This is a genomic window from Exiguobacterium sp. PFWT01, assembly GCF_018255795.1.
Classification (GTDB): Bacteria; Bacillota; Bacilli; order Exiguobacteriales; family Exiguobacteriaceae; genus Exiguobacterium.
Map to the genome: position 1 here is coordinate 1,196,194 of NZ_CP073755.1, position 23,704 is coordinate 1,219,897.

29 protein-coding genes are annotated in these 23,704 nt (G+C 48.5%); 21 read left to right on the plus strand and 8 right to left on the minus strand.

Annotated features, from left to right (window positions below; all coding sequences use genetic code 11):
* Nucleotides 1–5: 5 nt before the first annotated feature.
* On the plus strand, nucleotides 6–1,325 hold the full coding sequence (locus tag KD909_RS06175) for a dihydrolipoamide acetyltransferase family protein (RefSeq protein ID WP_305826687.1): 1,320 nt from the start codon (nucleotides 6–8) through the stop codon (nucleotides 1,323–1,325).
* A gap of 40 nt (nucleotides 1,326–1,365) precedes the next feature.
* Here KD909_RS06175 and KD909_RS06180 read toward each other — a convergent pair whose 3' ends face one another.
* The 3 genes from KD909_RS06180 to KD909_RS06190 form a co-directional block, all read right to left on the minus strand.
* Complete coding sequence (locus KD909_RS06180; RefSeq protein ID WP_211782684.1) at nucleotides 1,366–1,581, minus strand: hypothetical protein; 216 nt, start codon at nucleotides 1,579–1,581, stop codon at nucleotides 1,366–1,368.
* A 20-nt stretch (nucleotides 1,582–1,601) separates the two neighbouring features.
* Nucleotides 1,602–1,976, minus strand: coding sequence for a hypothetical protein (locus KD909_RS06185; RefSeq protein ID WP_211782685.1), 375 nt, complete (start codon nucleotides 1,974–1,976; stop codon nucleotides 1,602–1,604).
* A 118-nt stretch (nucleotides 1,977–2,094) separates the two neighbouring features.
* Nucleotides 2,095–2,868 (minus strand): sporulation protein, encoded by a 774-nt coding sequence (locus tag KD909_RS06190; protein WP_211782686.1) that lies wholly within the window; start codon nucleotides 2,866–2,868, stop codon nucleotides 2,095–2,097.
* Nucleotides 2,869–2,967: 99 nt separating this feature from the next.
* On the opposite strand from KD909_RS06190, the gene KD909_RS06195 reads away from it, so the two are divergent.
* The 8 genes from KD909_RS06195 to KD909_RS06230 all read left to right on the plus strand — a co-directional run bounded on the left by KD909_RS06195 (nucleotide 2,968) and on the right by KD909_RS06230 (nucleotide 8,709).
* Entirely contained in the window at nucleotides 2,968–4,152 is a 1,185-nt protein-coding gene (locus KD909_RS06195; protein WP_211782687.1) for a class I SAM-dependent methyltransferase, read from the plus strand.
* Nucleotides 4,153–4,187: 35 nt separating this feature from the next.
* The gene (locus KD909_RS06200) at nucleotides 4,188–4,616 is read left to right on the plus strand and encodes a BrxA/BrxB family bacilliredoxin (protein ID WP_012726551.1); all 429 of its coding nucleotides are present in this window, start codon (nucleotides 4,188–4,190) and stop codon (nucleotides 4,614–4,616) included.
* Nucleotides 4,617–4,672: 56 nt separating this feature from the next.
* On the plus strand, nucleotides 4,673–5,014 hold the full coding sequence (locus KD909_RS06205; protein ID WP_211782688.1) for a DUF952 domain-containing protein: 342 nt from the start codon (nucleotides 4,673–4,675) through the stop codon (nucleotides 5,012–5,014).
* A 182-nt stretch (nucleotides 5,015–5,196) separates the two neighbouring features.
* Nucleotides 5,197–5,988 carry a transporter substrate-binding domain-containing protein gene (locus tag KD909_RS06210; protein WP_211782689.1) on the plus strand — a complete coding sequence of 264 codons (792 nt, stop codon included), beginning with the start codon at nucleotides 5,197–5,199 and terminating at the stop codon, nucleotides 5,986–5,988.
* A 59-nt stretch (nucleotides 5,989–6,047) separates the two neighbouring features.
* On the plus strand, nucleotides 6,048–6,707 hold the full coding sequence (locus tag KD909_RS06215; RefSeq protein ID WP_012726548.1) for an amino acid ABC transporter permease: 660 nt from the start codon (nucleotides 6,048–6,050) through the stop codon (nucleotides 6,705–6,707).
* Complete coding sequence (locus KD909_RS06220; protein ID WP_012726547.1) at nucleotides 6,704–7,426, plus strand: amino acid ABC transporter ATP-binding protein; 723 nt, start codon at nucleotides 6,704–6,706, stop codon at nucleotides 7,424–7,426. Before KD909_RS06215 ends, KD909_RS06220 begins: the two co-directional genes overlap by 4 nt.
* 30 nt (nucleotides 7,427–7,456) lie before the next feature.
* Entirely contained in the window at nucleotides 7,457–8,131 is a 675-nt protein-coding gene (locus tag KD909_RS06225) for a metal-dependent hydrolase (protein ID WP_211782690.1), read from the plus strand.
* A 2-nt stretch (nucleotides 8,132–8,133) separates the two neighbouring features.
* Nucleotides 8,134–8,709, plus strand: coding sequence for an HD domain-containing protein (locus KD909_RS06230; RefSeq protein WP_211782691.1), 576 nt, complete (start codon nucleotides 8,134–8,136; stop codon nucleotides 8,707–8,709).
* A 34-nt stretch (nucleotides 8,710–8,743) separates the two neighbouring features.
* On the opposite strand, the gene fadH is transcribed toward KD909_RS06230, so the two are convergent.
* Complete coding sequence (gene fadH, locus KD909_RS06235) at nucleotides 8,744–9,508, minus strand: 2,4-dienoyl-CoA reductase (RefSeq protein WP_211782692.1); 765 nt, start codon at nucleotides 9,506–9,508, stop codon at nucleotides 8,744–8,746.
* A 163-nt stretch (nucleotides 9,509–9,671) separates the two neighbouring features.
* Complete coding sequence (locus KD909_RS06240; RefSeq protein WP_235189285.1) at nucleotides 9,672–10,742, minus strand: N-acetylglucosaminidase; 1,071 nt, start codon at nucleotides 10,740–10,742, stop codon at nucleotides 9,672–9,674.
* A 77-nt stretch (nucleotides 10,743–10,819) separates the two neighbouring features.
* Here KD909_RS06240 and KD909_RS06245 point away from each other — a divergent pair, with 77 nt between their 5' ends.
* The gene (locus KD909_RS06245) at nucleotides 10,820–11,809 is read left to right on the plus strand and encodes an aromatic acid exporter family protein (protein ID WP_031423375.1); all 990 of its coding nucleotides are present in this window, start codon (nucleotides 10,820–10,822) and stop codon (nucleotides 11,807–11,809) included.
* 182 nt (nucleotides 11,810–11,991) lie between these two features.
* A complete protein-coding gene (locus KD909_RS06250; RefSeq protein ID WP_012726541.1) occupies nucleotides 11,992–13,119 on the plus strand; it encodes a M20/M25/M40 family metallo-hydrolase in 1,128 nt (375 codons plus the stop codon).
* 46 nt (nucleotides 13,120–13,165) lie between these two features.
* On the opposite strand, the gene KD909_RS06255 is transcribed toward KD909_RS06250, so the two are convergent.
* Nucleotides 13,166–13,339, minus strand: coding sequence for a hypothetical protein (locus KD909_RS06255; protein ID WP_012726540.1), 174 nt, complete (start codon nucleotides 13,337–13,339; stop codon nucleotides 13,166–13,168).
* 73 nt (nucleotides 13,340–13,412) lie between these two features.
* Here KD909_RS06255 and rnz point away from each other — a divergent pair, with 73 nt between their 5' ends.
* The 7 genes from rnz to KD909_RS06290 are packed head-to-tail and all read left to right on the plus strand — an operon-like array spanning nucleotide 13,413 to nucleotide 18,074.
* The gene (gene rnz, locus KD909_RS06260; RefSeq protein WP_031423378.1) at nucleotides 13,413–14,318 is read left to right on the plus strand and encodes a ribonuclease Z; all 906 of its coding nucleotides are present in this window, start codon (nucleotides 13,413–13,415) and stop codon (nucleotides 14,316–14,318) included.
* 1 nt (nucleotide 14,319) lies between these two features.
* Nucleotides 14,320–15,204 carry a hypothetical protein gene (locus KD909_RS06265; protein WP_211782693.1) on the plus strand — a complete coding sequence of 295 codons (885 nt, stop codon included), beginning with the start codon at nucleotides 14,320–14,322 and terminating at the stop codon, nucleotides 15,202–15,204.
* On the plus strand, nucleotides 15,201–15,611 hold the full coding sequence (locus KD909_RS06270) for a DUF4430 domain-containing protein (protein ID WP_047795207.1): 411 nt from the start codon (nucleotides 15,201–15,203) through the stop codon (nucleotides 15,609–15,611). Before KD909_RS06265 ends, KD909_RS06270 begins: the two co-directional genes overlap by 4 nt.
* Entirely contained in the window at nucleotides 15,589–16,248 is a 660-nt protein-coding gene (locus tag KD909_RS06275) for a hypothetical protein (RefSeq protein WP_211782694.1), read from the plus strand. The genes KD909_RS06270 and KD909_RS06275 overlap by 23 nt, the downstream gene beginning before the upstream one ends.
* Nucleotides 16,226–17,182, plus strand: a complete 957-nt coding sequence (locus KD909_RS06280; protein ID WP_211782695.1) for an ATP-binding cassette domain-containing protein — start codon at nucleotides 16,226–16,228, stop codon at nucleotides 17,180–17,182. Before KD909_RS06275 ends, KD909_RS06280 begins: the two co-directional genes overlap by 23 nt.
* Nucleotides 17,155–17,700, plus strand: coding sequence for a hypothetical protein (locus KD909_RS06285; protein ID WP_211782696.1), 546 nt, complete (start codon nucleotides 17,155–17,157; stop codon nucleotides 17,698–17,700). Before KD909_RS06280 ends, KD909_RS06285 begins: the two co-directional genes overlap by 28 nt.
* A 41-nt stretch (nucleotides 17,701–17,741) precedes the next feature.
* Nucleotides 17,742–18,074, plus strand: coding sequence for a hypothetical protein (locus tag KD909_RS06290; RefSeq protein ID WP_047795211.1), 333 nt, complete (start codon nucleotides 17,742–17,744; stop codon nucleotides 18,072–18,074).
* Nucleotides 18,075–18,103: 29 nt separating this feature from the next.
* Here the strand turns inward: KD909_RS06290 and KD909_RS06295 are convergent, their stop codons facing one another.
* Nucleotides 18,104–18,898, minus strand: a complete 795-nt coding sequence (locus KD909_RS06295) for an SDR family NAD(P)-dependent oxidoreductase (protein ID WP_211782697.1) — start codon at nucleotides 18,896–18,898, stop codon at nucleotides 18,104–18,106.
* A 145-nt stretch (nucleotides 18,899–19,043) separates the two neighbouring features.
* Between KD909_RS06295 and KD909_RS06300 the strand changes: the two genes are divergently transcribed.
* The 3 genes from KD909_RS06300 (at nucleotide 19,044) to KD909_RS06310 (ending at nucleotide 22,673) form a co-directional block, all read left to right on the plus strand.
* A complete protein-coding gene (locus KD909_RS06300) occupies nucleotides 19,044–19,946 on the plus strand; it encodes a peptidase U32 family protein (protein WP_211782698.1) in 903 nt (300 codons plus the stop codon).
* Nucleotides 19,947–19,955: 9 nt separating this feature from the next.
* Nucleotides 19,956–21,197, plus strand: a complete 1,242-nt coding sequence (locus KD909_RS06305) for a peptidase U32 family protein (protein WP_211782699.1) — start codon at nucleotides 19,956–19,958, stop codon at nucleotides 21,195–21,197.
* A gap of 78 nt (nucleotides 21,198–21,275) precedes the next feature.
* Nucleotides 21,276–22,673, plus strand: a complete 1,398-nt coding sequence (locus KD909_RS06310) for an MATE family efflux transporter (protein ID WP_012726529.1) — start codon at nucleotides 21,276–21,278, stop codon at nucleotides 22,671–22,673.
* Here KD909_RS06310 and KD909_RS06315 read toward each other — a convergent pair whose 3' ends face one another.
* Nucleotides 22,674–23,537 carry a DMT family transporter gene (locus KD909_RS06315; protein WP_211782700.1) on the minus strand — a complete coding sequence of 288 codons (864 nt, stop codon included), beginning with the start codon at nucleotides 23,535–23,537 and terminating at the stop codon, nucleotides 22,674–22,676. It lies immediately after the preceding gene.
* Nucleotides 23,538–23,704: the final 167 nt, after the last annotated feature.

Below are 23,704 nucleotides of genomic sequence, written 5' to 3' on the forward strand. Positions count from 1 at the left end.
TCTCCATGGAACAAACGATTACCATGCCCCAACTTGGGGAGAGTGTGACAGAAGGCACGATCACGACCTATCTCGTCAAACCGGGCGACCGTGTGGAAGAGTATGAACCACTCGCGGAAGTCATGACGGATAAAGTGACGGCCGAGATTCCGGCGACTAGCGCTGGAGTCGTCAAAGAGTTTCTCATTCCAGAAGGGGAGACCGTCAGCGTCGGGACACCGGTATTGACGATGGAAGTTGAAAGTGCGGAGGAAGCTGCAGTTGAGACGAAGACCGAACCGATTGCAGAAACGACACCTGCAGAACCCGTCTCTAAGCAAGCGGCCGCCACTACTCCGAAAAAACAGAGTGGAAACGGTCGATACTCACCTGCTGTCATCCGACTCGCCAATGAGAATGATATCGATTTGAATGAACTGAGCGGAAGCGGTCTAGGCGGTCGGATCACGCGGAAAGATATTCTTCGTTACTTATCAGAAGGACGTCCGGCATCGACTCCTGATAAAGCGACACAAGCACCTGTCCAAGAGACGATGGTACAAACAAAGATGGACGTTCCGACTGAAGCGCCACGTCCTGTCGTTGAACCGTCACAACCGGTCGCATCATCATCGACGTCATCTGGACGTTATGAATCGATTCCGACAGCCGGGGTACGTCAAGCGATTGCGAACAATATGGTCCGCTCGAAGCATGAGGCGCCACACGCATGGCTCATGATTGAAGTGGATGTGACGAACCTCGTTGAAGCCCGTGCGAAATTGAAAGACGAGTTCATGAAACGGGAAGGCGTCAAATTGACGTTCATGCCGTTCTTCATGAAGGCTGCCATCGAAGCATTGAAGAAGTATCCGATGATGAACTCGGAGTGGGCAGGAGATCACATCAAAGTTCACCAAGACATCCATCTCTCGGTAGCCGTCGCGGCAAACGACGCCCTTTACGTACCGGTCATTCGCCAAGCGGATGAGAAGAACATTAAAGGCCTCGCCGTGGCCCTTCAAGACGTGGCGTCACGTGCGCGTGAGAACCGTTTGAAGGCAGAAGAGATGCGTGGTGGGACGTTCACCATCAACAACACAGGTGCATTTGGTTCGATTCAATCGGCACCGATTCTGAACTACCCACAAGCGGCAATCCTATCAGTTGAGTCGATCGTGAAGCGCCCGGTATGGATGAACGGGATGTTCGCGGCACGCGATATGGTCAACCTTTGTATGTCGGTCGACCACCGTGTCCTCGACGGTCTCGTCGCAGGTCAGTTCTTGCAAGCGATCAAACAGTCGCTCGAGTCGATTGACCCGAACACATATACCGTATATTGATTAAAAAATGGAGGCGCTCTCGATCGAGTGCCTCCATTTTTTATGAGTTATAGCCAAGGAATACCGTAAAGACGAAGCTTACGGCTGAGATCAGTAAGAGAAGGAACGAGAAAGACATGCCCATTGTGACGAGTCCTTTGGAGAGTCGTGTTTTGGATTTGTACAGTGCGAACGCAAACATGAGACTGAATAGGCCGAGCGTCGTGAATAATGTGAGCGGAATTGCTCGGTCGTAAAGAAATTGAAGTAGACCCAATGTAGAATCATCCTTTCTAATCATGCACCTTCGAATCGTCGTTGATGGACACGGTACGTCAATCTGCTGACTGCGACGAACACGAGCAGGAACATCCAGTATATAAAAATATAGTTTAATGAAAATGCAGAAACCCCATCATGTCTGACCGAAGAAATCCAAAGCAATAGGAGTGAGGCAGGGAAATGAATCAATAGTACAAGATGGGGCATGAACTTCATGTAGAATAAGGCGTTTGTCGACGGATTTCGCATGAGAGACATCGCAATCAAACCAATCAGCACTTCGATCCCACCAAGCGTGAAGAAAGCGAGTGAATCAGAGAGACTAGTCTCTAGAATCGGTAAGGCAAGCGTTGCAAGACCAAGGCTCCCAATCATTATTAAAGCAAACAAGATGTAGTCACCTCCAGAAAAGGGTTTATTCCATATGTTCATTGTAAAAAAATGGATGCTTAAATTCAATACCTCAGAAAAACACGCCATTCATAGAAATGGCGTGTTGGTGATTTCCTTAAATCGATTGTTCAATCATCGATTCGATGTCGCGACGAACTTCAGCTACTGATAAATGTGCGGCGTCATAGCGTACACGATGAGTCGACTCGTCCGTTCCCGTCAAGTCAGCAAAGAGACTTCCGAGGTCGTGGACACTGCGGTCGACTTGAATGAGCAATTCGATGGCATCCTCGTCTTGTAGAATCACAACTTCTACCTCGTCTAACTGGCGACCGAATCGCGAACCGTTCGCTGAATACTCGAGTTCTTGTGCAATCGGGAGGCGGCCTGAACGATGGCGTGCCGGAAGCATTTCCGTGTCGGCTTTCTTCAAACGGAATCCGAGCTCGTCCATCGCATCTAAAATGACTTGTTGAGCCGCATTCGGTTGTACGGTGATCGCATCCTCATCTTTCGGATCGACGGCTTGGGCGATGTCGAGCCCCGTCTCAATCCATGATTTCGATTGGCTCACAGAGAGTGGCGTATTGAATGGGACGTTGACTGTGAACGGGATCTCTTTCACTTCTCCAGGACCAATCATAAACGGTGCCTCATTCAATAAAATTTTTTCAATCGTGAACGTCGAGTATGTCGATTTATCGTTCACCTCGTGTTTATACAACGTGTTGAAGAAGAGATAGATGCTATCGACGGATTGTTCGACCGAACCACCTTCGATATGGACGACTCCAGTGAGTTCTCCACCCGGTGTACAGTGGCTTTCATTCAAACGTGTGTCGACTTTTGCAGCACCGATTCCGATCGATGATAAAATCTTTTTAAACATATGTGTATCCTCCTTTGACGTAACGTCGTCTTCGTGTAATAGTATGTACGGATAGGTGAAACGATATGTTTCAAAATTTCTAAAAAAGGATTGAATCCATTGGAATATAAAGCGTTACAAGAACGTCTCGCAGACGTCTTACAATCAAATCATCTCGTGTCGGCGACCATCAGTCAACCCCGTCAAAAATCTAGCGATCTCAGACGGGTCAAATTGAAACCGGTCATGTTACGAAATGCGTATCATATCCAGTTCGAGTATCAGTATGAGCGGGTGATGAACCATAAAAATTTGACACCAGATGAGGCCGTCACGGAAGTGAATGAGCTTCTCGAAACGTTCCGACAAGGACAGTTTCAGTTAAAAGATTCCGACCTCCAGTTCCAATTATCGAAAAAGTTCAAAGTGACATTGAAAGAAAAGCAGACGGCTCAAAAAGAAGTTCAACTGAGTCACAATCGTGAAAAACAATATGTGCTCCCGCTCGACGAGCCAGTTCCGTTTCTCATTCGACTCGGCATTCAGTCAGCGGACGGGAAAGTGAAGCGTCAAAAGTACGACAAGTTCAAACAGATCAATCGTTTCCTCGAGTTTATTGAGGATTCACTGAAATACTTGCCGGCAGACCGTACCGTTCGAATCTTGGATTTCGGGTCAGGGAAGTCGTATTTGACGTTTGCGCTCTATCATTTCCTTCATGAGATGAAAGGATATGACGTGCATATCACAGGGCTCGATTTGAAGAAAGAGGTCATCGAAGAGTGTGCATCGATTGCGAAAGATCTTGGATATGAACGACTCGAATTCTTAGTCGGAGACATTAATGAATATGAAGGGGAAACAGCTGTTGACATGGTCGTGACTCTTCATGCATGTGACGTGGCGACCGATATGGCATTGGCACGTGCTGTCCGTTGGGGCGCGAAAGTCATCTTAAGCGTCCCGTGTTGTCAAAAGGAATTGAATCGTCAAATTCAAGCACCGAATCTGGATGTGATGCTCCAGCACGGATTGATCAAAGAACGGTTCGCCTCGCTCGCGACCGATTCCATTCGGGCTGAACTGCTTGGACTTGTCGGGTATGATGCCCAGCTGCTCGAATTTATCGACCTCGAGCATACGCCGAAAAATATCATGATTCGTGCCTACTTGACGAACCGCCAGGCGACTGCTGAGACGAAGACACGTTACCTTGCTTTCAAACAGATGTTAGGGGCAGACCCGTTCTTAGAACGTGAATTGAGCGATAGACTTGTCCTCGAGGTAGAACAAGACGTAAAATAAGGGAGTACAGACGAAATGTCGAAAGGGGAAACAACATGGATTTTCAATTATATTTTCAAGATGTAGTCGAACAAGCGCGTAACGAAGTACGTGCTGCAGGATACACAGAGCTCACGACACCGGAAGAAGTAGACGGGGCACTGAAAAAAGAAGGGAAGACACTCGTCCTCGTCAACTCGGTTTGTGGGTGTGCAGGCGGGATTGCGCGTCCAGCTGCTGCATATGTGAACAAAATGGAAGGTGTGAAGCCTGATCATTTCGTGACCGTATTTGCTGGTCAAGACCGTGAAGCGACAGATCGCGCACGTGAGTATTTCGAAGGATATGCACCGTCTTCACCGTCAATCGCGCTTCTTGAGGATGGCAACATCGTGACGATGGTAGAGCGTAGTGAAATCGAGTCATCGACTGCCGAAGAACTCGTTGACCAATTGCAAACATTGTTCGACATCTACTTCGCATAATCAAGCATCGGCGCAAAGGCATTGCCTTTGCGCTTTTGTGAAAAGGGGCAGGGTATATGGAACCAGTCATCAAAATCATGACGGAGGCAGAATATATGATTGCCCTGTCATGCGGTGAAATCAATGAACCGTCACTTCAATCGGAAGGGACGATTAAATGTTGTACGCCGCAACAGATTGGAAAGGTCGTCAAAAAATCGTATCCGGGAGAAGCGGTCGTTCTCGTTTCGTTGCACGTCAATCGTCTCGGACAGCTGTTACATTATGAGCTGGATGAGGATGGAGAACGTTACCCGCATGTATACAGTGCTATCCCCATGACTTCTGTCAAACAGGTGCAACCGTATGGGTCGCGCGACAATGGAACGGTCACATATTTCGCTTTCGAGCGAATGTGACCTTCTTTTTTTGTATGAATTGCATGAATATACTTTACAAGTAATAATTATGTGTATATAGTGGTTGAAGACACAAGTCGGACAACTGATGTGTCATAGAACAGTTGAGCTACGTTCACACATATGTCATAATTTTGTTAAAGTTCTGATAATTATCATTCTACTATGAAAGGGAGATGAAGATGAAAAAAGGTTTTCTAGCATTATGTTTAGCAGGACTAGCCGCGTTCTCAGTCGCATGTGGGGCAGACGTGAACGAAGGAGGATCGACATCGACCGATGGTGAGGATGACAAAGTCATCGTCATGGGTACGAGTGCCGATTACTTCCCATATGAGTTCGTCGATACAGCGAATGGCGACGAGATTGTCGGATTTGATATCGATATCGCCAAAAAAGTGGCAGAAAACATGGGATATGAATTGAAGATTGAAGATATGGATTTTGGAAGTTTACTTGGGGCCCTTAATGCGGGTCGTGTCGACTTCGTTATGGCGGGGATGACACCGACAGAAGAGCGTAAAGAAAATGCCGATTTCTCGGACATTTATTTCACGGCAGTGAACTTGATCTTGTCTAAAGATGATTCACTTCAATCACTTGAAGATTTGAAAGGCAAAAAGATCGGAGTCCAGCTCGGTTCGATTCAAGAAGGAATCGCAAAGGATCAAATCGCAGATGCTGAGATCGTCTCGTTGAACAAGATTCCTGAGATCATTCAAGAAATCAAGACAGGACGTATTGACGCGATGGTCATCGAAGATACGGTCGCGAAAAAATACCTCGAGCAAGACAGTGAATTGACGACATTTGAGATCGTGGACGAAGAAGAAGCGGGTTCTGCTGCTGCCTTCCGTAAAGATGATGAACTCCGCGATCGATTCAACGAAGAGTTGAAAAAGATGATCGACAGTGGAGAAATCGAAGAGTTAGCACAGAAATGGTTTGAAGAAGAGGCTGCACCAGCCGAATAATGAATCGTACGAGGCTGACTGAAGATGAATCGGTCAGCCTTTTTTAGGAGGAACTTACTATGGATTTTAGCCGGATTTATGATTCGATCCCGTACATACTTGAAGGGATTCCAGTCATGTTCCAAGTGGTCATCGTCTCGGCATTGATCGGAATCTCACTTGGGATTGTTGTCGCTACATTAAAAATTGTCCCGAATCGTCTGATTAACTTTATCGGGCATGCTTATACGGCGGTGTTCCGTGGGACGCCACTCATTTTGCAACTCGCCATCATCCACTTCGGATTGCCGCAACTGACCGGATACATCACGACACCGTACCAGTCAGCGGTCATCGCCTTCTCGCTCAACTCGGGGGCGTATATTTCAGAGATTATTCGAGCGGGTATTCAAGCGGTAGATAAAGGACAGTGGGAAGCTTCGGATGCTCTCGGTGTCCCTTATGTCAAACAGTTACGTTCCATCATCCTGCCACAGGCGTTCAAGAACATCTTGCCTGCTCTTGTGAACGAGATGATCACGTTAACGAAAGAGTCTGCCCTCGTCTCGACGGTCGGGGTGCTTGATATCATGCGTCGTGCGCAAATCGTCGGTGGGCAGAAGGCAATCTACTTCGAACCGCTTCTATTCGCCGGTGTGATATACTTTACGATAGTGATGATCTTGACGTATCTTGGACAACGTCTAGAAAAACGGTTAAGAAAGAGTGATGGAAGATGATCGAAGTAAAAGACCTACACAAACAATTTGGTGACTTAGAAGTGTTGAAAGGAATCACGACGACGATCGAACGTGGTGAAGTGGTCGCTGTCATCGGACCGTCCGGGTCTGGTAAATCGACTTTTCTACGCTGTTTAAACATGCTTGAGATTCCGACGAGTGGGACGGTCAGTGTTGACGGATTCGAACTCACGAAAAAAGGGGCGAACGTCGCGAAGGCGCGTCAAAACATCGGGATGGTATTCCAACAGTTCAACTTGTTCCCGCACATGAGCGTATTGGACAATTTGACTTATGCACCGATCAACGTCTTGAAAGTCAGCAAGACGGAAGCGCTAGAACGTGCGAAAAAATTACTGGAACGTGTCGGCCTCTCTGAGAAAATCGACGCCTATCCGAGCCAACTTTCAGGTGGACAAAAACAACGTGTCGCCATCGCGCGTGCCTTGGCGATGGAACCGAACGTCATGTTATTCGATGAACCGACATCGGCACTTGACCCGGAGATGGTCAATGAAGTACTTGATGTTATGAAAGGATTGGCCGAAACGGGAATGACGATGGTCGTCGTCACACACGAGATGGGCTTTGCCCGTGAAGTGGCAGACCGTGTCCTCTTCCTCGACGAAGGCATCCTGATGGAAGAAGGTAAGCCGGCTGACCTGTTATTAAATCCGCAAACAGACCGCGCGAAACGATTCTTAGAAAAAGTGTTGTAATCTGAACTTACGAAGGAAGGATGAATGCACATGAAAATCACTTATTATGGACACGCAACAGTAGGATTTGAGATCGATGGCGTAAACGTGTTGATCGATCCATTTTTAACGAGTAACCCTCATACGGAAGTAGACCCTTCTACACTACGCCCAGACTATTTGTTGCTCACCCATGCTCACTTTGATCATATCGAAGATGTCGAATTGATCGCGAAAGAGACGGGTGCGACGATTGTGGCGACGCATGAGCTCGCGACCTACTATGAGAAGAAAGGATTTTCAGTACACGGAATGAACATCGGTGGCGGAAACGCTTTCCCGTTCGGACGTGTCACGATGACGCAAGCGTTTCACAGTTCGAGCTTTGACATGGGAGACACGCCGGTCTACATGGGGATGCCGGCTGGCTTCATCATTGAGACAAATGAGTTGACGCTCTATCACGCTGGAGACACGAGTCTCTTTTCAGATATGAAGATGTACGGAGAACGTTTTGAAATCGATGTCGCTTTCCTTCCGATCGGAGACAACTTCACGATGGGACCGACAGACGCATTAGATGCGGCGCAGTGGCTACAAGCGAAACGTGTCGTTCCGATTCACTTTGATACGTTCCCGCCGATTAAACAAGATGCTCAGGCATTTTGTGACCAATTGCACCGTCGAGGTCTCTTGATTGAACCGAATACGACAATCGAGATTTGAGTGTGGACGTGATACAAGCGACGAGAAAGTTCGTCGAAACGATTCATGCAGATGATCAGACGGGTCATGATATTGCCCACATCGAGCGGGTCGTTCGACTCGTAGAGCGCTTGATGGAAAATGAACCGGTCGATCGAACGGGACTTCTGCTAGCCGCTTATTTACATGACGTCGAAGACCATAAGCTCGGTCGTCCAAAAGGGCTCGTCAAACAACATTTGGCTTCTCTCGACATCACAGAGGAGCGAGCGAGTTTCGTGGAAGCGTTGATTGATGAGGTTTCTTTTTCAAAAGGCATGACACCAACGACTCGCGAAAGTGAAATCCTACAAGATGCCGACCGCCTTGATGCGATTGGCGCCATCGGTATTGCGCGAACGTTCCAATTCGCGGGTTCTCGCGGTACACCTCTTGATTTGTCAGAGGATAGTGCGATTCAACATTTTCAAGATAAGTTATTGAAGTTAGCGTTGATGATGCATACCGCAAAAGCAAAACAACTAGCGATGTCACGTCATGCTTTCATGCAGCAGTTCCTAGAACAGTTTCATGAAGAATGGGATGGGGTGGACATATAAAAGGACGACCGAGTATATTCGGTCGTCCTTTTGATTAGAATGGATGCTTGTTCAACCAATGACCACCGTCAAGAGAGATGCAATCCCCGTTTAAATAGCGCATCTCGTCTGATGCCATCCAGTAAGCGAGGTCCGCGATCTCTTCCGGTGTCCCAAAACGTCCAAGTGGGACGTTGCGGCGAATACGCTCCACTTCTTTTACGTGGGAGACGAGCTTTTCAGCGCCGCCTGTCCGTTCAATCGGTCCAGGACTGATGGCATTGACCCGCGCGCCGAATTGATAGCCCCATTCAACGGCAAGTGTTCGCGTCAAGTTCAAGACGCCTGCTTTCGCTGCCGCACTCGGTGCGACACCGGGACCAGCCTGCCACGCATAGGATGCGACCATATTGATGATGGAACCGCCTCGGATTTCATCTGCTTCCCAATGTTTCCCGAGAACGTGGGTGCAGTTGAATGTCCCGTTCAAGACGATGTCAATGACACTTGCCCAACCATTAGGAGATAAATCAAGCGTCGGACAGACGAAATTACCAGCGGCGTTGTTGACGAGTGCGTGAACCGGACCGTAAGCAGATACGATGTCAGCGAGTGCCTGAGCGCATCCTTCATAATCACGAACGTCATGTTGCACACTCATCGCCTGACCTGCATCGATTGAATTCAATTCGTTCATCGCTTCAAGTAGTCGTTCCTCGTTTCGACCGCTGATAGCGACGTTCCATCCTTCCTGTTTAAATTTTAATGCCATCGCTTTCCCCATGCCGGACGATCCCCCGGTAATCCAAATCGTTTTCATCTTAATTCCCCCTCAAAAATGAATGGTCGTTCATTTATAGTATTCGTCTTGCGATGCGAAAATCCTCTAATAAGATATTGATTCATGTTGAATCATTTCTTCGTCCTGAAACGTATACAGACGTCAAGCAGCCCGACTCGTATGAGCCGGGCTACTTGTCATGTCATTGGATTTTTTTCAAGTACTTCAAACCGAGTTCACGGTCGATCGTGTACATCGTACCGGCAACTTTCTCACCCCAGTATGGATCGGAGGCATAGAAAATATTGATGCCTTCCTGCTTGTTCCCAGGATAATCGCCACGAGCATATGGCCCAGTGACATATTTAGTCGCAAACAGTTTGGCAGCAGCCTGTACGCTAGCGTCAATTGTTTTAAAGGATGTCGCATTCCCGCTCGGATCGTCATCTGTCGCGCGGAATCCAAACAGGTTACGCTTTTCTCGAGCGATATCGGATGTTCCAAAGCGGGACTCATGTCCGGCGACCGCAAGCAGGAATAGGCCATTGATGTTATACGTGTCTTCTGCCCGTTTAAAGGACTTTCCTTCCCCAGCGAGCGGTGAATCGATCGACGTTAAATATTGATCGAATTCTTCAGCCGAATATGGAGACGACGTCCGAATCGATGCAAATTGATAAGGAGAATCAAAGACGTCTTGGACACGTTCTGTGTAAAAACGGTCATCCGAGCGTTTCTCGGTCGGGCCTACAAGGAATGTACCAGCGAGATTGGCGTTCGCTTCCACCGTATGGTAGACGTCACCATCCCGAATCTCGTAATATCCACGTCTCTTCACAACCGCTTCAGGGAATAACGCCATTTGATCCGGTTTGACATACACATCTGCCCCGGAGATTCGTACTTTGAGGTGACCCTCTCCACGTTCAAGTAGCTGAAGTCTCGTGCCACCAGCGACATAGGATTGTCGTGTTTTAAATGATGCATCTTTATATAAGTTTGTGATAGCATCACTCGGAGTGACGACGACTCCAGTACCTGTAAAATCGAGTACTTCTCCAGAGGGGGAGAACAATGTCCGGTTCTTACCGGCTGTCATGTATCGTTTTGCTTCTGTGAGAGATTCGAACGACCTCGTGACACGGTCGCCATTCGTCACCGTTTCGACGGTATAGGTGTCTTCACGGGAAGATTGAATCCATAAAAAGGCTGCGATGGCGAGACTAAGTGTCGCAATCATCGGCCAAACCTTAAGTCTTTTCTTTCGTTTCAATCAAATCACTTCCAAACTTTTGAATTGCCAAACGAGTTGATTTAGTCAACAATTTGATGGAGAAGGGGGAAATTAGTATGAAAATTGGAACGCGGACGTTAAAGACCGCGGTCGCAGCAGGTATCGCGATGCTCATTTCCGAAACAATTCATCTCGATTATTTTGTATTTGCAGCCATTATCGCCATTTTAAGTATTCAAGAGACGCGTAAAAAATCGATTCGCGCCTCCTATGAACGAGTCATGGCAAGTCTTCTCGCCATCGGAATGGGTGCGGCGATGTTCACGCTACTCGGCTATTCACCGGTGACGCTCACACTTTATTTTGTCATTTTCATTCCACTCGTACAACAATTGAAACTGCAAGACGGGCTCATTACGAGTGTCGTCATCTTGACCCACCTCTACACCGAGGCACAGTTTTCACTGGAGTTATTTATCAATGAGCTATTGCTCATTGCGATCGGTGTCGGTGTCGGGCTTGTCGTCAACATGTACATGCCGACGCTTGACCGTGAGATTGAACGGATTAAAGAGAATATCGACCGCTCGCTCGCAGTACTGTTTTATGACGTGGCGGCATGTGTCGAGACGGGCGTCTATAACAACCACTCGATGATGCTCATCAAGACACGGGACTATCTGAAAGAGGGGAAAGATTTGGCTCTTCGCCGTATGGGAAACTCAATCGGAAAGCGGAACGAAGACATGGACTATCTATACTTCCGGATGCGTGAACGGCAGTATGATATTCTCAAACGAGTCGCGGATAACGCCAGAGAAATCACGATGGTCGTCAATGAAGCGAAACCGGTCGCGACGTTCTTACGTCGAGTCGGGGACCATGTGAACGAGCAGGCCGATGCCTCCGTCTTTTTACAGGAGCTTGAAGAGATGATTGAGCATTATCGAAAAAACGTACCTCTCCCCACGACGCGTGAGGAATTCGAGGTACGCTCATCCTTATTAAATATTTTATCTGATGTAAAAAGTTACTTGATCTTGAAAGAGCGATACATCTTGCTCTTAAAAGAACATGGTCATGCTCGAGAGAAACGTGCTGATTAAAAAGATTGAGACGATGACGACGACGCCGATTTGAATGATGCGTTGTCGTCTTTTTTGTTTTTTCTTCATGGTCTGCCTCCATATACGTGTTTGCCATCATTGTACAGAATGGAAAAGATTCGTGCAATCCAGGGGAGTTTGATATAATGGTCAAGAAATGTTTGGATGGAGGGATGTTGTTTATGGTAAACGAGACACGCGTGCTCGACACATTTTTAGGATTGGTCGGCATCGATTCAGAAACGAAGGAAGAAGCGGTCATCTGTGAACATTTGAAAGGTGTATTCACAGAGCTTGGCTGCGACGTCTATGAGGACGACGCATCAACGAAGACGGCACACTCTGGTAACAACTTGATCATCACGTTGCCTGCAACGAAAGAAAATGTTGATCCGATTTACTTTACGGCTCACATGGATACGGTCACTCCAGGTAAAGGAATCAAGACGAGCATCAAAGACGGATATGTCGTCACGGATGGTACGACGATTCTCGGGGCAGACGACAAGACGGGCCTCACGGCGATGATCGAACTCGTGCGTGTATTGAAAGAAAAGCAAATTCCACATGGTCAAATCCAGTTCGTGATCACGGTCGGGGAAGAATCAGGTCTCGTCGGTGCGAAAGTATTGGATTTATCGAAAATCGATGCGAAGTTCGGTTTTGCCCTTGATTCGGATGGACCTGTTGGAGACATTATTGTCGCCGCTCCGACACAAGCAAAAGTGAACGCGAAGATTTACGGGAAAACGGCTCATGCTGGTGTCGCACCGGAAAAAGGAATCTCGGCGATTCAAATCGCAGCGAAAGCGATCGCGAAGATGCCACTCGGTCGTATCGATGAAGAAACGACAGCCAACATCGGACGCTTCGAAGGGGGCCGCGCGACAAACATCGTGTGTGACTATGTCGAAGTTCTTGCTGAGGCCCGTTCGCTCATCCATGAGAAGATGGAGAAGCAGGCAGAAACGATGAAACAAGCGTACATCGAGGTCGCTGAGTCGTTCGGTGGTCGTGCCGAAGTGGACATCGACATCATGTATCCTGGATTCAAGTTTGAGGAAGGGGACGAAGTCGTTGAGGTGGCGAAACGTGCGGCTCAGACAATCGGACGTCCGACTCGAATCTTACACTCAGGGGGCGGTTCGGATGCGAACGTCATCGCCGGTGGGGGAATCCCGACAGTCAACTTGGCGGTCGGCTATGAAGAGATTCATACGACGAACGAACGGATGCCACTTGAAGAGTTATACAAACTCGTCGAGTATGTCGTGACGATCGTCGAAGAAGTCGCATCACCTAAGCAATAAAAAAAGAGCCGACCATTCGTCGGCTCTTCGTATGTGTTCGTACTCGTTATGCTGCGAACTCCAGTGATTCTAAAATCAACTCGTCTGTGCAATGAAGTTCGATCGCTATGTCGTGAATGCGGATAGAGGTGCCTTGTTCCTGTTGGTGCAAGCGATTCATCAAAGCTGCGCGTTCTCGAATCGTCTCATAAATCGATTCGGGTTGTTCTGCCTTGGTCATCACAAATCACATCCTTTTCAGCGATTACGTCAAGTATAGCATGGAACGGCTTGAAGAAAGGAATTAAATATTTATGAAGTTACAGTTTTTAGGAACTGGGTCGGGGATGCCTTCGAAACAGCGCAACGTATCGGGGCTTGCACTCGATTTATCGAACGTGACCTGGCTGATTGATTGTGGCGAGGGCACGCAACACCAAATGCTCTATACGAAAATCAAACCGAGAAAAGTGACAGCGGTATGGGTGACGCATCTTCATGGTGACCATGTCTTCGGATTGCCCGGATTCTTATCGACTCGTTCGGCACTCGATGGAACCGCCCCCTTGACCGTCTATGGACCAAAAGGATTGAAAAAATGGCTTGAAGCTACTTTGCGTGTCACAGGCTCACATCTAGGATACGAGCTGACCGTGATCGAGTACTCGGACGGGGACACATTCATACAAGACGACCATCTCGTCACTGTGCGAAAATTAGAGCATCGGTTCCCTTCATTCGGTTTCCGAATCGATGGTCCAGAAAAACCGGGCATGCTACGCGTCGATCTTGTAAGAGAACTCGGTATTCCAAGTGGACCGATTTATCGAACCATCAAAGAATCAGACCGATTTGAATTTGAAGGAAAATGGTATGACTCTAAAGAATACGTCACTGAACCGATTCCGGGAAAAATCGTAGCGATTTTAGGAGATACAATCCCTTGTGAGAACGCGCGGAAGTTGGCGGATGGAGCGGACCTCCTCGTTCACGAGGCAACGTTTATGGAGGCGGAACAAGCGCTCGCTCGGAAGTATGGTCACTCGACGACACGTGAAGCGACCGCGCTAGCGAATGCATGTGCCGTCGGCAAGCTGATTGTGACACACATCTCAGCGCGCTATGTCGGACGAGAGGAAGAATTTGTTCAAGAAGTCGTGTCGGATTTTCCATCGAGTCTTGTTGCGACGGACTTTTTAGAATATACAGTGGGGGATTGATGTGACCATTCAACTCTATGTATGGGCAGCCTTTTTAGTGATTAGCGTTCTATTAGGGATTCGATTAAATCAATTGAAAGAGCCGGAAGCGAACTTCTTTCCAAAGTTCTTATTTTATTCCCTACTTGGAATCGTGTCATTTCCTATCGGCGGGTTTCACATTCCGATTGGCTTTCTGTTGTCATTTTTGTTCTTTCCGAAACAGAACAGCCGGTATAAATGGTACGGGGCACTGTTAGGATTCTTCTTTTTTCTCGTCTTGCTTTTTGTCCCGTTGTTCGACCAGTCCGGCTTTCGTTCCGAGTCGCAACAAATCGGCGCCGTTTCGGTCACGGATGAATCGTTTGATGACATGACCGAAAAATTGTTACAACGAATCAATAGTGAATCGATCAAATTAGATCGTGGGAAATTACAGATCGACCGGGAAGGGAACGTTCAATCCATTGAGTATTTACTCATGGTGGAGCGAGCCGAATCCTTCCAACAGATTCGTGTGACATATGGCTCAGGACAACTTTCGTATGAGCAAGTCGATGAACTGCGTAAAGAATCTGGACAGGCCTTTTTTGAAAAGCTTGTCGAATTCGACCACATGCTGTCGACGTTACGAAGTCCTTCATGGGATGAGTATACTGACGTCGTTTCTGCCCCAGTGTTACAACTTTCCTATGATGGGCTGTATGATATGTACACGTTCGAAAACGAATCGATGCTCATGATCAATCGGGACAATGAACTGGTCAAGTTCTGGCTCCAGCGCGAACCAGTCCTCGCAAACAGCATCCAACTCGTCGGACTGACACGGGAAGGACGAAGTTCAGGCGAACGTTTTGCGATACTATATAATTATTCGATACACCAACGAGAGGATTTGACAGAATGATCAAACCGTATTTGAGTATTTCCCTATTAGCGACCGCACTTCTTGTCGGATGTGGCGGAGAAGAAGTCCAACAAGAGGCGTGCGATGTAAGTCCGACCATTTCCGTATACAATGCGGCGACGGAAGAGACGCTCTATCAAGAGAAGAGCGTCTGTTTGGAAGAGGATGCGACCGTGCTCGACGCATTGAAAGCGACAGGGCTTGACCTCGAAGTGACAGGAAGCGGAGACATGTCGTACGTGACGGCAATAGAAGGCATCGAAGAAAAATCAGAAGGACAATCGTCAGGCTGGGTATTTGCTTTTAACGGTGCGCCCGGAGATGAAGGGGCCGGTGCTAAAGAAGTAGAATCGACGGACGTCATTCAGTGGCGGTTTGAAGAAGATGCGATTGCTTTCTTCGAATGAGGCAGATTGGGAGCGGCGACATCCTGTCACGCTCCTTTTCTTTCTATTCAGCCATCTATTCATCCTGACGTATATCCAAGATGTCACGGTATTGGTCATCGGTCTTGTCCTATTGCTCATGCTTGAACGTCGGTTTCCGTGGACGATGCTCATCGTTTTGATTGCGTTTGCTGTCGTCTCGGTCTTCCCTGCATTGTTCGGGTGGGAGTTATCGCTCTCTTACATATGGCGTCAACTGTTGAGGCTGGCTACTTTTTTACTTGGCATGCTGTGGATTTCTCGGATTGTTCGATTGGAACGATTGCTGCCACTCCTCTCCAAATGGCCCCGTTCAACTTCCCTCTTGTACGGGGCGTGGGCACTTATTCCTTCGATGGAACGGGCGGTACGTCAGTCGCTCAGAAGTCACCCGAAAGGAGCCTGGCAAGAAGCGATCGAGAATGGCATTGAGAGCCAAAGGCATGAGCCAAGATTTGCAGTCGAGCCGATGCGTCGCTTCCGAGTCGAGGATGTTCTGCAACTCCTTGCGATTGGCTTGATTGGTTATGTATCAATCGAATGGACCATCATTCCATGGCTCATCTATCCATACATCACAAAGGGAGGTGTTCGTGATGCAATGGCTTTCTACCGTTGACGGTTCGTTCGAGGCATATATCGAGCGGTATCGTCCTCAAGTCATCAGAATGAATCAACCATTCTCAGGAAAAGTTGGTCATTTATTATCTGGTGTTGACCCGCTTCGGGGAGCGGAACTTGCCTCACTCTTACAAATCGATGCACTATATCCAAAAGCGTTTGACGCCTGTTCAAGCGGAGAACAACAAATCGTCCAAGTCGCTCATGCACTGTTAAATCAACCTGAATCACTTGTGCTCATCGAACCGTTTCGCCACCTCGATCAATTTCGTCGAGAACATCTAGAGATGCTATTCCGTCGTATAACCGATCTCGGTGTTCCAATCGGTTATACGGAACGGGCGCAAGAGTCGTCTGAAGACATACAAATCACTTTCCGACAATCGGAGACGATACCGAGGATTGATGCGACCGATGTATCCTATCGACACCCGCTTCAGGCGACTTATGCCATTGAAGAAGCGACCGTCCAAATGACTGAACCGGGTCTCACCGTCTGTATCGGGACGAATGGAAGTGGAAAATCGACGTTGCTCGAACTTTTAGCAAGAAGCAGACGCCCTCTTCGTGGACGGGTGAAGCGGGGGGAGCGAGCTGCCTATCTTCCTGCCGAAACGGAATACGGTCCGTTTCCGAAAGAATCGAATCGGAGGATCGCTCAACTACAAGCCGTCTTGAACGACCCGGCAAGCGTCCTTTTGCTCGATGAACCGACGGTGGATTTAACGAATGGGGAGCGAACGGCGTTCCTTGAAGCGGTCTTGAAAAAATCAGAATCAGCACGCGTGCTTTGTGCGACCCATGATTTGGCGTTAGTCGACCAAGCGACGGACGTGATTTACCTTGCAAGTGGTCGCGTGGTCTTTCAAGGTGAACGCTCAATCTTCCAAGAACGGAGTACGCTATGGTCACATACGTCCTCGCCATTCTGATTGCCATCCTGGTCCTGTATCGATTTGAGAAATCCGACCTCCCGATTCAACCGCTCGTGCAGCTCTTGGCACTCGCAGTCATCGGGCGTTGGCTCTTTATGACGATTCCAAACGTACAGCCGACGACAGCCATTTTGATGCTGACCGCATTATGTATTGGGTTGAATGCTGCAGCGGTGCTGGCACTCTTCGTACCCATCTTGTCGGGTCTGTTGCTCGGGATCGGACCATTCGTCTTCTATCAATTTTTAGGGTGGCTCATTGTCGTGACGCTCGTCAGCAGTTTTCGAACGATATGGATGAAGTCGAGCATCCTTTTCCTTACGCTCGGTTTTTTCTCTGGATTTTTATATGGATGGACGACAAATCTGGCGTTCATAGAAGTGATTGGAGCTGACTTTTGGAAACTACTTCTACTCAGCGTCCCGTTTGACTTGGCACATGGGTTATCGAACGTCGTCTTCCTCATTTTAATCCGTCCGCTATTCGAGCGCATATTCCTTCGTCAACTCGGGTAAATATACAATAGTCAAATCATTTTGAGTGAGGTGAACGACGGATGGGTGCATATATCAATCTCACTGAAGTCGGTATGTTTTTACTCGTAGGATTATTGTTTATCTTGTTAAACCTGATTCTATTGGCAAAACGTTACACGAGAGCCCGTTTTGCCATGATCAGCATCCTTGCTGCGAGCGTGTGGCCAGCACTTATGATTGTGCTTTCAGTAGAACAACTGAGTATCATGGACCAGCTCACGTCGGGAGACCTGACGCTCGATGCCGTCATGGCGTGGGGAGTCGTCATCGCCACGGCGCTGATGACCATGATTCCGGCAGGTGTGTTTCTATATCGGCTTGTAAACGTCTCTCGCTTACACTCTGAACCATAAAAGGAGCGACCCGATGCGGTCGCTCCTTTTCATGTGGTCGATTCAGCAGGTGTTCCATCAGCCGGTTTCTGGACGCGGCGCAATACTTCTAAACTGAGAGCTCTCGGCATCAATTTGGCGAACCCGACCAACAGCTGATTCGAGAGTCCAGGGATGATCACACGCTTGTTATTCATCACCCCTTTGTATCCAAAGAAGGCGACGAGATGAGAAGGCATTTTCGAGAATGACAATTCACTCCCGGCACGATTAAAGAAATTTGTATCCGTCGGGCCAGGGCATAATACACTCACATGCACACCGCTACCTTTCACTTCGGCATGAATCGCTTCAGTGAATGAAAGGACATAGGCTTTCGTCGCATAATAGACGGCCATGTATGGACCAGGTTGGAAGGCAGCGACGGATGCAACGTTCAACACATATCCGTGGTCACGTTCGAGCATGCCAGGCAAATAGGCTTTCGTCAGTTCGGTTAACGTATTGACATTCAATCGGACCTCGTCGGCCTCCGTCTCGGCATCGAGGTCGGCGAATGCGCCGGACGTGCCGAACCCGGCATTGTTGATTAAAAAGTCGACAGTGAGGCCAGCTTCGGCGATCATCGTCGTCAATCGGACTGCTGCGTCATGTTTTGCTAAATCTAGTGCAAAGACATGGACGTTGATGCGATAACGTGTCTCAAGTACTTTTTTTAGTTCATGCAATCGTGGTTCGTTCCGAGATACTAAAATACAGTCGTAGCCGTCGCGAGCGGCGAGTACGGCCAAGTCTAGACCGATGCCCATCGAGGCGCCGGTGATTAAAGCTGTCTTTGACAACATGATCCACTCCTTTGATGAAAAGTCATACATTGTTACTGAATTCTTCACGAGTTGTTAAAATCCTGCTCCGTTCGCACATTGAAACATATGCTAAAGTATAGCAAGAAAATGTGATTAGACTCACAAAGTAGGGAGTAGAATAAATATGATGATTCAGCTCGTCACTACGGCGCAAAGCGTCGATCAGGCAGAAGCGTTAATCAAAGCCGGTGCGGACCGACTGTATATCGGAAATTCAAGGTTTGGGTTGAGACAAAAAGGTGACTGGACAATCGATGCTGTGAGGGAAGTCACACAACTTGCCCATCGGTATGGGAAAGAAGTGACAGTAGCCGTCAACAATTTGATGCACAATGACCACATTGAAGAGTTGACGGATTATTTGCAAACGCTGAAAACGATTGGAGTCGATGATGTCACCGCTGGAGACCCTGGTGCCATTCGCTTGATCCGACAGGCAAAGATTCCGTATTGGTATGATGCCCAAACGCTCGTCACGTCCGCCAAACAAATTCAATTTTGGGGGAGACGCGAAGCGATTGGAGCGGTCGTCGCGCGCGAAGTGACCATCGAAGAACTCGTCTTGATCCAACAACAAATCGGACTTCCTGTAGAAGTACAAGTATATGGTCCGACGTGCATCCATCATTCCAAACGCCCACTCGTGACGAATTACTTTAACGAACTCGGAAGACCGATTGAAGAAGTAAAACAACGCGAATTTTATATGAGCGAACCGGCAGATACGACGAGTCGTTATCCCATCTACGAGGACGAGAACGGTACCCATATATTCTCTGAGGATTTGACGCTCATGGGACAACTTCCGACGTTAGTCAAAAATGGACTTCACACGTGGAAGCTAGATGGATGGCACGCCGGGGCCCAGTTTGTTGAAATCGTTCAGTTGTTTACTTATGCCCGGACGAATTTGTTGAACGGTCGATTTGATCGCATGGAGATGGAACAACGTCTTCATGAGCTACAACCGGAAGCGTTCCGTCTCGGTACGGGATTATGGTTACGCAAGCCAGAAGAGATTAAGTGAGGGATCAAGATGAAACGACGTCCAGAATTATTAGCGCCAGCAGGAAACTTAGAGAAATTAAAGATGGCCATCCATTATGGTGCCGATGCGGTCTATATCGGCGGACAGCAATTCGGGTTACGTTCACGTGCCGGTAATTTCAGTTATGACGAGATGCGTGAAGGGGTAGCCTTCGCACATGCAAACGGTGCGAAAGTATACGTCGCTGCGAACATGGTGACGCATGAAGGCGATATCGAGGGGGCAGGTGACTTTTTCCGAACACTTCGAGATATCGGGATCGACGCGGTCATCGTCTCGGATCCAGCGATGATTGAAACGTGTCTCACGGAAGCGGAAGGGTTGCCCGTCCATTTGTCGACCCAAGCTTCGGCGACAAACTATGAGACCCTTCGTTTCTGGAAGGAAGAAGGGCTCGAACGGATCGTCTTGGCACGTGAGGTATCGATGGATGAAATCGTCAAAATGAAACAGGAAGTCGATGTCGAAATTGAGACGTTCGTCCATGGGGCGATGTGTATCTCCTATTCCGGTCGATGCACGTTATCGAATCACATGACATTACGGGATGCCAACCGTGGGGGATGTGCCCAATCATGCCGCTGGAAATATGGTTTCTTTGAAGAGGGAGATCTTCTGACAGAAGAGATGGAATCACGTGACGAAGAGCCGTTCTCGATGAGTTCAGTCGATTTATCGATGGTCCGCCACATTCCTGACTTGGTGGAGGCGGGAGTGGATAGTCTGAAGATTGAAGGACGAATGAAATCGATTCATTACGTCGCGACCGTGTGTAACGTCTATCGTCAAGTGATTGATGCGTACTGTGAAGACCCAGAGCATTTCGTCTTCGACCCGGCATGGGAAGAGGAAATTTGGAAAGCGGCCCAACGTGAACTCGCGACCGGGTTCTATTACGGGATCCCGACTGAGAAAGAGCAATTGTTCGGGAAACCTCGTTCGATTCCGCAATTTGCGTTTGCCGCTCGTGTCATCTCTTATGACCCCGTGACGGGTATGGCAACGCTCGAGCAGCGGAATCACTTTTCAATCGGTGAAGAGGTTGAATTTTTCGGACCCGGATTTGTTCGTTTCTCACAAGTCATTGAAACGATGGAAGATGTGGACGGTCACCTCCTCGAGTCTGCTAACCAAGCGATGATGACGATTCGTGTCAAAGTGGATCGGCCGGTCGCGACCGATTACATTATGCGTAAGCGAAAAGGCGTGCGTGCTCGTGCGCTCGTTTGACAAATCCACCGAGCCAACATAGTCGCCCGTTCCGTCCAATCCTGCTACCCTAAGAAGTAGAGACGGAGGGATGGAAGAATGAACCAAAATACGGAGCAATTACGGACTGAGCCCATCGGCAGACTCCTTTTCAAGTTATCGCTTCCGGCGATGATTGGGATGCTCGTGACGGCGCTCTATAATATCATTGATACGATTTTTGTCGCCCGGGGGATTGGTGCGTCGGCAGTCGCGGCCATCGGGATCGCGTTCCCGATTCAGATGATTTTAATGGCTGTGTCGAGTGCCGTGGGACTGGGTGGGGCGTCCATCAGTTCGAGGAAGCTCGGACGCGGTGATGATGCCGGTGCAGCCGTTACATTCTTGAACGTACTTGTCCTCGTCGGTCTGTTTGCGGCACTTGCGGTCAGTTCCGCTTTCTTTATGTTAGATGACATTTTAAAAGTGTTCGGTGCGACGACCGAGATCATGGATCTCAGCCGACAGTACTTATCAGTTGTATTAATCAGTTCACCATTCTTCATGTTCACACTCGCTTCGAGTGCGATGGTTCGTGCTGAAGGGCAGGCACCTTATCAAATGAAGGTCATGCTGACGACCGTCCTCGTCAACCTCGTGACGACCCCACTCTTCATCTTTACGTTCGACTGGGGTATGTATGGGGCAGCGTCTTCGACGGCACTCGCCCAAGTCATCGGTTCCGTATTGATGCTGCGATTCTTCTTCGCCCGAAAACCAAAAACGGAACTGCGCTTCAAGTGGCGTCAGTTCCGGATTCGATTCGATGAGATGAAAGAAATCATGGCAATCGGTTCGTCTTCGTTCATCATGATGGTGTCCCAATCCATTTTATTCGTTGGTGTCAACGTGATGCTCGGTACGTACGGCGGGACCGAAGAATTGGCCATTTTCGCCATTATCAACAAGTTCATGGCGCTCGTCGGTATGCCGATCATGGGAATCGTCCAAGGGATGCAACCAATCGTAGGATATAACTACGGCGCAGAGCGATTCGACCGAATGCGTGAAACCATTTGGACGGCGATGCGTGCCGGGATTGCGATTGCTGTCATCATTTGGTTGATTCTACAGCTTTTCCCGCAAACGCTCATGGGCTGGTTCTCGACGGATGAGGCGCTCATTGCTGGAGGTGTGACGGCGATTCACATTCTGTTCGCTGTTTCTTTCCTTCCGAGTGTGCAGATGCTCGTCAATGGAATCTATCAGTCCCTCGGGAAAGCGCGAGTCGCCATGTTCTTGTCCCTGTCACGTCAGACGCTTTACACGATACCGCTCGTCTTCATTCTCCCATCGTTCCTCGGGGTGTTCGGCGTCTGGTTGGCATTCCCAATCGCTGATGCGATGACATTTTTGACGGCAGTCGCCCTAGCATTCTGGGACCGTAAATTATTGTTCCGTCCTTCAGAAGAAGATAAAGAAGCACATGATGTAAATCCGAAAGCGACAAACTTATAATCAAACGTCCGCTCTTGTCGAGCGGGCGTCTTCTTTTAGGAACAAGTATATCCCGCCGAGGAGGACGATGGCACCGACCCATTGGAACGGTCCAAGTCGCTCTCCGAAGAAGGCGTATCCAAACAGCATTCCCCACAATGCTTCTCCAAGAATCGTGATACTGACGACGGTCGCACTGACACGGGCAAGCGCATAGTTGAACAGGTTGTGCCCGAGGATTGTCGGGAAGAAAGCGAGCGCAAGGAAGTACCACCAGTTGATGGATTCAAAGGCAGTGAACGTCGTGCCACGAACGAGCAACATGAAGCAAAGCACGACCGTCGCAACGAGATATACGCTAAAAGAGTATGTATTCGTGTTCATCGAGGCTCGTACATGCTGTCCGACGAGCCAATATCCTGCAATCAATAGGGCGGCAATCAAGGCGAGTAGGTCTCCGAAGAGGGCTTCACGGCCGAGTTGAATATCCCCCGCGGCGACGAGCATGCCCCCGAGGACAGCAACGAGCGCGAAGGCCAGTCCCTTTCGAGTCGGATTCTTTTTAAAGATGAGTGCATTCCCGATCAACACAAAAATTGGACTCGATGTGACAAATAGTGTGGAGCTGGCGACCGTCGTGTAATCGAGTGACAAGAACCACAGCCAAAAGTGAAACGCCAGTAACGTTCCGCTAAGGAGTAGAGCATAACGTGTCATAAGGCGCGTGGTGATCAGTGATTTGAAATCGACAAACGGTAGCAACATGAGACACGTGAAAAGCATTCGGTAAAATGCGGCAGTCTCGGCAGATGCTGACGTCCATTTGACGAAGAGGACACTCGTCGATAAGAAAAAGACAGCGGCGAATAAGATAAGATAAGACATGGCGACACTCCTTCACAGTTGTACTTCTCTGTTAATGATATCGGAAAACAGCCACGAGGCAAGACATGATTCAAAAAGAGCAAACAAATGCTCCCCTCACGATGTGTCCATCCTCGACTTGATATAGTAAAATACATAGTAGAAGCTAGCCAATCATGTACGTCTTG